Genomic DNA, 7,774 nt, shown 5'->3' on the forward strand with positions numbered 1-7,774 from the left:
CAGGCCACCGGCCTGCCTTCGCGCCGGCACCTTGCGAGGCACGCACCCGGACACCGCGCTACCACGCGCTTTAGCCGCGACAGCCTACTAGTAGCCTGCCAGCTCCTCTCGACCTCGGCGGGGCATCGTAGAGTGACACGGTGACCGAGACGCTCGTGCTGCGCTGGACGCCGCGGCCCGGCGACTACGTGTCGGCGGTGGTCGCGCGTCGTGGGGCCCGGGGAGCGCGGTGGCGCGACCGGATCCTGGGCTCGGTGTTGATGCTGGTGGGGCTGATCGCCCTGCGTGCCGGCCTCTGGCCGGTAGCTGTCGTCGTGGCGGCGCCCGCTGTGCTCGTCTGGTTGCCGGTCTTCTCGAGGATCCAGGCCGGCATGCTCGTCCGCCCGATGTGGAAGGCCAACCCGCACCTGGCCGACCCGGTCGAGCTGGCCGGCTGGACCGAGTCCTCGGATGTGATGGTGATCGACCTCAGCAAGGAGCGCGGCGGGGCGCTCATGGTCATCGCGACCCGCGGCGCCGCCGGTCCGGTCGACCTAGATCGATTCCGAGCGATCCTGCGTGAGCGGATCGGTACGCCGCGGTGAGCGACCGGCTCAGGCGAGCCGGGTGATGTCGACCGAGACGAACATCCGCGACGTCTGCGCCCCGGAGTAGATGCCCGAGAGCGGCTTGACGTCGGTGTAGTCGCGGCCGGTGGCCACCGCGACATAGGAGTCGTGGGGCTCGGTGACATTGGTGGGATCGAACGGCTTCCAGCCGTCGTCCCACCACTCCACCCAGGCGTGTGACTCTCCGGTCAGGGTCTCGCCGACGACCGGGTCGACGGACGGGTGGAAGTAGCCGGAGACGTAGCGGGCCGGGATGCCGATCGTCCGCAGCGCGCCGATGACGAGGTGGACCATGTCCTGGCTGATCCCGGCGCGCTGTTCCCAGGCCTGCGAGGCGTGGGTGCGTACGTCGGTGGAGCCGGGCAGGTAGGAGACCTCGCGGTTGACCAGCTCGCAGACCGCGCGGGCGGCCTCGCCGGGCAGCGCGGCCGAGTCGGCGATCGCCCTGACCTCGGCCGCGAAGTCGGCCGGCGGCAGCACCAGGTCGGGCAGCATGAGGTACTCGGTCCACCGGTCGGCGACCTCGCGCTCGGCCAGCGAGGACCACGACAGCGCCGGCGGCGCGGCGACCGGCCGGTTGACCACCACGGTGGAGGTGGCGGTGACCCGCATCGAGTCGTGCGGGTCGAGCACCTCGAAGAAGGTCACCTCGGTGCCGAAGTAGTCGCGGTAGGAGTAGGTCCACGGCTTGGGGGAGACCTCCAGCCGGTGGTGCACGACGATCTGCTCGGGCGTCGAGAGCGGGGTCAGCCGCGCCTGGTTGTAGGAGGCGACCGCCTTGCCGTCGTACTCGAAGCCGGTGGTGTGGACAACCCGCAATTGCATGCTCACGCGAGACCTCGCTTCGCTCGGTGGGGGCGTGAGCACGCTCGCACGCTGCGTTGGATTGTTCGCTCGCTCACGCGCTCAAGCCCCCAGCCAGGAGAGTGCCTCGGCGCCGGCGAAGTAGCGCCTGGTGACCGCCTCGGTGGCCTGCGCGCAGGTGCGCTGCAGGTTCTCCATCTCGTGCGGCAGGTCGGTGAGCAGGTCGGAGAGGGTGCGGAAGGAGAGCTCGGCGTGCATCCGGCCGATCAGTCGCTGCGCCTCGTTCTGGAAGCCTGCCCGGCGGGCGGCCGGCTCCAAGTTGTCCAGCGCCTCCTCGGCCCGGTTGAGCGAGTAGACCACCGAGCGTGGGAAGAGCCGGTCCAGCAGCAGGAACTCGGCCGCGCCGCGCTCGGTCTCCAGGCCCTTGTAGGTGCGCAGGAACGCCTCGTAGGCGCCGCACGCCCGCAGCGTCGTCGTCCACGAGGCGCCGCTGCCGGCCGAGATCGCGGCGGTCGCGACCAGCCGCGAGGTCATGTCGGCGCGCTCGACGCAGCGGCCGAGCACCAGGAAGTGGTAGCCCTCGTCGCGGGTCATGGTGGCGTCGGCGGTGCCGTTGATCAGCGCCGCCCGATCCCGCGTCCACGCGAACGCGGCCGGCGCCCGCATCGAGGCGAGTTGCCCGCTGGGGATGGCGCGGTACGTCGTGTTGAGGGCCTCCCACAGCGGCACGCTCAGTGTCTCCCGGGCGCCCCGGGCGCTCTCCCGGGCGGCCTCGAGCGCGAACGCGATGCTCGACCTCGACCGCGGGTCGTAGGCGAGCAGGTCGAGCACGGCGCCCAGTCCGAGCGGGCCCTCCGGCTGGTCCTCGATGCCCATGATCTGCAGCAGGCCGCGGCAGGCCGACTCCTCCTCGACGGTGGCGTCCTCGAGGATCAGCTGGGTCTGTACGTCGAGGATCCGGGCGGTGTCCTCGGCCCGCTCGACGTAGCGGCCGATCCAGAACATCGACTCCGCGATGCGGCTCAACAATCAGATCACCTCCTGCACCTGCTGGTTGAGCTCGTCGAGGGTGGCCTGGGTCGGCCCGGCGAGCACCCAGGTGTCCTTGGAGCCGCCGCCGCGCGAGGAGTTGACGATCAGCTCGCCCTCCGCGAGCGCGACCCGGGTCAGCCCGCCGGGCAGCACCCACACCCGGGTGCCATCGTTGATGGCGAACGGCCGCAGGTCGACGTGCCGGGCACCGAAGGTGGCGCCGGTGGAGTCGGCACCGTTGACGAAGGTGGGCACGGTCGAGAGCTGGACGACCGGCTGCGCGATCCAGCCGCGGGGGTCCTCATGGAGCTTGGCGCGCAGTTCGTCGAGCTCGGCGCTCGATGCCGCGGGGCCGATCACGATGCCCTTGCCGCCGGAGCCGTCGACCGGTTTGAGCACCAGCTGGTCGAGGCGGTCCATGACCTCCTCGAAGGAGGAGGGGTCCGCCAGCCGCCAGGTGTCGACATTGCGGATCACCGGCTCCTCGTGGAGGTAGTAGCGGATCAGGTCGGGGACGTAGGTGTAGACGAGCTTGTCGTCGGCGACCCCGTTGCCGACCGCATTGGCCAGGGTCACGTTGCCGGCGCGGGCCGCGTCGATCAGCCCGGGCACGCCCAGCATCGAGTCGGCCCGGAAGTGGGCCGGGTCGAGGAACTCGTCGTCGATGCGCCGGTAGATCACGTGCACCGGCGCCAGCCCCTTGGTGGTGCGCATCATGACGCGGCCCTGGCGGCACACCAGGTCGCGTCCCTCGACCAGCTCCACCCCCATAGTGCGGGCCAGCAGGGTGTGCTCGAAGTAGGCGCCGTTGTAGACGCCGGGGGTGAGTACCACCACGGTCGGGTCGGCGACGCCGGCCGGTGCGGCGGCCCGCAGCGCGGCCAGCAGCCGCTGGGGGTAGCCGGCGACCGGTCGGAGCCGGTGCTCGGCGATCGCCTCGGGCAGCGCGGCGGAGATGGCGCGCCGGTTGGTCATCACGTAGGAGACCCCCGAGGGCACCCGGACGTTGTCCTCCAACACCCGGAACTCGCCGTTGTTGTCCCGGACCAGGTCGATGCCGGAGACCTGGACGCGCACCCCGTTGGGAGGCCGGACGCCGGCGGCGGCCCGGTGGTAGTGGGAGGAGGTGGTGATCACCTCGCGGGGGATGACCCCGTCGTCGAAGACCGAGCCGGCGTCGTAGACGTCGGACAGGAACATCTCCAGCGCCTTGACCCGCTGCTGGACACCGGCGTCGATGGTCGACCAGTCGTCGGCCTCGATGATGCGCGGGATGACGTCGAGCGGGAACGCCCGCTCCTCGCCGCCGATGTCGAAGGTGACGCCCTGGTCGAGGTAGTTGGCCTGCAGGGTCTCCACCCGGCTGACCAGGTCGGCCGCCGTGAGTCGCTCCAGCGACGCTCCCAGCCGGCGGTACGGCGGCCGCAGCTCGTCGCTGCCGAGCATCTCGTCATAGGCCGGCTCCCGGGTACGGTAGCCGTCGAACATCCCACCCATGGCCGGACACTATCGAGTTCCGTGTAACAACGTTGTTGCCACGCGAGACGGATTGGTTACGGGGCTGAAACGCGCGCGGGGGAGTAGGTTCGAGACGTGGCCAATCACACCGACGACGACGGCGGGGGCGCCACCGGCTACGTCCCCGAGGAGCAGTGGTGGTTCTGCCTCAAGCACCACCAGGTGGAGACCCGGGAGGGCTGCCCCAACAAGGACCGGCTCGGGCCCTACTCCACCCGCGACCAGGCGGCCCGTGCCCTGGAGCGGGTCGCCGAGCGCAACGACGAGTGGGAGCACGACCCCGCCTGGAACGACGACGAGGCCGAGCAGCAGTAGCTGCTACAGCCAGCCGTTGGCGTCGGCGGTGAGGACCGCCTCGGCGCGGGTGGTCGCGCCGGTCTTGCCGATGGCCGAGGACAGGTGGTTGCGCACGGTGCCCTCGGAGAGGACCAGCCGCGAGGCGATCACCGCGACGGTGGCGCCGTCGCGGGCTGCTCGCAGCACCTCGGTCTCGCGCTGGGTGAGGGGCGACTCCCCGGCGACCAGGCTGTCGGTGGCCAGCTTGGGGTCGACGACCCGCAGCCCGGCGTGGACCCGCCGTACCGCCTCGGCGAGCTCGGCCGCCGGGGTGTCCTTGACGACGAACCCGCTCACCCCCGCCTGCAGCGCCCGCCGCAGGAAGCCCGGCCGGCCGAACGTCGTCACGATCAGCACCCGGGTCCGCGGTGCCTCCTCCCGGAGCTGCGCGGCGGCCGAGAGGCCGTCCAGGCCAGGCATCTCGACGTCGAGCAGCGCCACGTCGGGGCGGTGCTCCAGCACCGCGGGCAGCACCAGGTCGCCGGCGCCGATCTCGGCGACCACCTCGAGGTCGGGCTCGAGGCCGAGCAACGCGGCCAGCGCGCCTCGCACCAGGGCCTGGTCGTCGGCGAGCAGGATCCTGATCATCGGCTCACCTGCAGCGAGAAGCCGGGATCGAGGCCACGGGTGAGCACGGTGGCCCCCAGCGCGGCCGCCCGCTCGCGGAGCCCGACCAGGCCGGAGCCGCCGGGCTGGCCGTCGTGCGTGCGGGGGCCGCTGCCGTCATCGCGGATCTCCGCGCTGGTGGGGGTCAGCACGATGGCGCAATGGCGCGCGCCGGAGTGGCGGATGACGTTGGTGACGCCCTCGCGCACGGTCCAGGCGAACAACTCGCGCAGCTCGCTAGGCACCTCGTCGGTGCTCTGCGGCAGCTGCGCGTCGATCTCGGCCGCCGAGAGCGCCGCCCGGGCCCGGGCCAGCTCGCCGGGCAGGGTGAGCTCGCGATAGCCGGACACCGCCCGTCGTACGTCGGCGAGCGCGTCGCGGGAGAGCCGCTCCAGGTCGGCGATCTCGGCTTTGGCCCGCGCCGGGTCGGCCTCGACGAGCCGCCCGGCCAGCTCGGCCTTGACGGTGATGACGGTCAGGGAGTGGCCGAGGATGTCGTGCAGGTCGCGGGCGAACCGGTTGCGCTCGTTGTCGACCGCAAGCCGGGTGTTCTCGCCGTGCGCCGCCATCAGCTCCAGGTTGCGGGACATCACGGTGCGCATCCCGAAGACCGCCAGCGCCCCGGCCAGCACGCCGAACGCCACGCCGACCTGCTCACCCCAGCCGGGGACCAGGCCGGCCAGCAGGGTCGCCACCAGGATGAGCGCGACGCCGGCGATCGCCGGTCGCAAGGGCATCACGAAGACCAGCGTCACCGCGAGGTAGACCGCCGAGGCCAGGCCCTCCTCGCCGAGCGTCAGCACCATCACCAGGGCGAGGGCGAACAGGCTGACGGCGTAGCCGAAGGAGACCGCGAGAGGTGGCTGGGTGATCAGCCGTATCCGGGTGCGCCGGGCGGTGACCCACATGACCATGTAGACCGCCGCGAACGCCAGTGTGGCGCCCATGCCGACGACGCCCTGCCACTCCTCGCGCCGGTCCCAGCCCTCCAGCAGCGGGTTGAGCAGGAAGAACAGCCAGACGGCCGCGAACCAGGGCCCCACCCAGCGAGGTGGCCGGGACCCTGGTCGCGGCGGGTTGCTCATGGCGGTCAAGATACTCAGACCCGGGCGGTGTCCTTGCCCATCCGCCAGGCGGCGCCGGCGATGAAGAGCGCCAGCCAGCCGACGGCGTTGACCACGGCATACCACGGCAGCTCGTGGGTGAGCGGGGCGCGGACGATCTCGGCGACGCCGTACATCGGCGTCCAGTAGGCGATGTCGCGGACGACCGCGGCGTACTGGTCCAGCGGGATGAAGACGCCGCCCAGGAACGAGAGCAGCGCCAGGCCGGGGCCGAGGATCTGCATGGCGTTCTCACCGGGCACCACGTAGCCGATGAAAACGCCGAGTGCCGCGAAGGTCATCGTGCAGGCCAGCGCCAGCAGGCCGCCGCCGACCCAGACGCCGGCCGGCATCTCGGCCTTGCCCATGATCAGGCCGACGACCAGCACCACGGCGATGGCCAGGGCACCCATCGCCAGCGCGACGATGGTCTTCACCACGACATAGGCCACCGGGTGCAGTGGGGTGAGCCGGAGCTGACGAGACCAGCCCAGTGCCCGCTCCATGGCGACCATCGAGCCGGTCGCGGCCGAGGTGAGCGCGGCACCGTAGAGGGCCATGCTGAGCAGGATGTACGCCGCCACATTGCCCGAGCCGACCTGCTCCTGCCAGCCGGACTGGCCGCCGAAGGCCAGCGCCAGGAAGGCGGGCAGGATCAGCGTGAAGACGACCGTGCGGCGGTTGCGCAGCATCCGCAGCAGCTCCAGCCTGAGCAGCGTGGCATTGAAGCCGCCCAGCGGCGGCACTCGACGTGCATCGACCAGGACGTTGCTCATGATGCGTCTCCTGTCAGGGCGAGGAAGGCGTCCTCGAGGTTGCGGCTGGTGATCTCGAGGTCGCGGGCCGGGGTCTGGGTGAGCAGGTATCTGGCGACTTCGTCGGCGGCGCCTTCTTTGCCGGCGTGGACCAGGATCTGCTCGCCGCGGACGTCGACCTGGTCGACGCCCGGAATCGCCGTCAGCGCCTCGGTGTCCGCACCGGGCCAGCTGGCGCGGATGGTGCGGCCGGCGGCCAGGGCGCGGATCTCGGCACCGGTGCCGTCGGCGACGATGCGGCCGTGGCTGACCAGGATGATCCGGTCGGCGTACTGGTCGGCCTCCTCCAGATAGTGGGTGGCGAACAGGACGGTGCGACCCCGCTCGGCATCGGTGCGGATCGCCGACCAGAAGGTACGACGACCCTCGACGTCCATCCCGGTGGTCGGCTCGTCGAGGAGCAGCAGCGCCGGATCGGGCAGCAGCGCCATCGCGAACCGGAGCCGCTGCTGCTCGCCGCCGGAGCACTTGCCGACCTTGCGGCCGGCGATCGACTCGATGCCGGCGGCGCGCAGCGCGTCCTCGACCGGGAGCGTGCCCGCGAACAGGCTGGCGGTGTAGGCGACCGTCTCCCGGACGCTGAGGTCCTTGAGCAGGCCGCCGGTCTGCATCACTGCCGAGACCAGGCCCCGGGCGATGGCCTGGCGGGGCGGCAGGCCGAGCACCTCGGCGGTGCCGCCGGTCGGCCGGGAGAGCCCGAGGATCATGTCGATGGTGGTGGTCTTGCCGGCGCCGTTGGGCCCGAGGAACGCCACGATCTCGCCTTGGCCGAGCTCGAGGTCGATGCCCCGGACGGCCTCGATCGAGCCGAAGCTCTTGGTGACTCCGCTGAGACGGACCGCGGGAATGGCTGTCCCTGATGTTCGCTCACTGCGTTCACTCATGACACCAACAGTGAGGCCGTGACCGATCGCGTGCCTAGCGCGTCGGTCACGGCCACGCCGTGACATAA

9 protein-coding genes are annotated in these 7,774 nt (G+C 71.5%); 2 read left to right on the forward strand and 7 right to left on the reverse strand.

Features of this window, described 5'->3' with window-relative positions; translation table 11 throughout:
- Positions 1-140: 140 nt before the first annotated feature.
- Positions 141-584: a hypothetical protein gene (locus QM595_RS11775; protein ID WP_415171746.1), complete on the forward strand. Its 444-nt coding sequence runs from the start codon at positions 141-143 to the stop codon at positions 582-584.
- Between the two features lie 9 nt (positions 585-593).
- Here QM595_RS11775 and QM595_RS11780 read toward each other — a convergent pair whose 3' ends face one another.
- The 3 genes from QM595_RS11780 to QM595_RS11790 form a co-directional block, all read right to left on the reverse strand.
- Complete coding sequence (locus tag QM595_RS11780) at positions 594-1,433, reverse strand: transglutaminase family protein (protein WP_415171754.1); 840 nt, start codon at positions 1,431-1,433, stop codon at positions 594-596.
- Between the two features lie 81 nt (positions 1,434-1,514).
- The gene (locus QM595_RS11785; RefSeq protein ID WP_415171747.1) at positions 1,515-2,441 is read right to left on the reverse strand and encodes an alpha-E domain-containing protein; all 927 of its coding nucleotides are present in this window, start codon (positions 2,439-2,441) and stop codon (positions 1,515-1,517) included.
- On the reverse strand, positions 2,442-3,941 hold the full coding sequence (locus tag QM595_RS11790; protein ID WP_415171748.1) for a circularly permuted type 2 ATP-grasp protein: 1,500 nt from the start codon (positions 3,939-3,941) through the stop codon (positions 2,442-2,444).
- 96 nt (positions 3,942-4,037) lie between these two features.
- Here QM595_RS11790 and QM595_RS11795 point away from each other — a divergent pair, with 96 nt between their 5' ends.
- Positions 4,038-4,277 carry a hypothetical protein gene (locus QM595_RS11795; protein WP_415171749.1) on the forward strand — a complete coding sequence of 80 codons (240 nt, stop codon included), beginning with the start codon at positions 4,038-4,040 and terminating at the stop codon, positions 4,275-4,277.
- A 3-nt stretch (positions 4,278-4,280) separates the two neighbouring features.
- Here the strand turns inward: QM595_RS11795 and QM595_RS11800 are convergent, their stop codons facing one another.
- Genes QM595_RS11800 through QM595_RS11815 form a run of 4 tightly spaced genes read right to left on the reverse strand, consistent with a single transcriptional unit; the run spans position 4,281 to position 7,706 of the window.
- Positions 4,281-4,886: a response regulator gene (locus QM595_RS11800; protein WP_415171750.1), complete on the reverse strand. Its 606-nt coding sequence runs from the start codon at positions 4,884-4,886 to the stop codon at positions 4,281-4,283.
- The gene (locus QM595_RS11805) at positions 4,883-5,989 is read right to left on the reverse strand and encodes a sensor histidine kinase (RefSeq protein ID WP_415171751.1); all 1,107 of its coding nucleotides are present in this window, start codon (positions 5,987-5,989) and stop codon (positions 4,883-4,885) included. Before QM595_RS11805 ends, QM595_RS11800 begins: the two co-directional genes overlap by 4 nt.
- A gap of 14 nt (positions 5,990-6,003) precedes the next feature.
- On the reverse strand, positions 6,004-6,783 hold the full coding sequence (locus tag QM595_RS11810; protein WP_415171752.1) for an ABC transporter permease: 780 nt from the start codon (positions 6,781-6,783) through the stop codon (positions 6,004-6,006).
- Entirely contained in the window at positions 6,780-7,706 is a 927-nt protein-coding gene (locus QM595_RS11815) for an ABC transporter ATP-binding protein (RefSeq protein WP_415171753.1), read from the reverse strand. The genes QM595_RS11810 and QM595_RS11815 overlap by 4 nt, the downstream gene beginning before the upstream one ends.
- Positions 7,707-7,774 lie beyond the last annotated feature (68 nt).

The organism is Nocardioides sp., from assembly GCF_047607185.1.
Lineage (GTDB): Bacteria > Actinomycetota > Actinomycetes > Propionibacteriales > Nocardioidaceae > Nocardioides.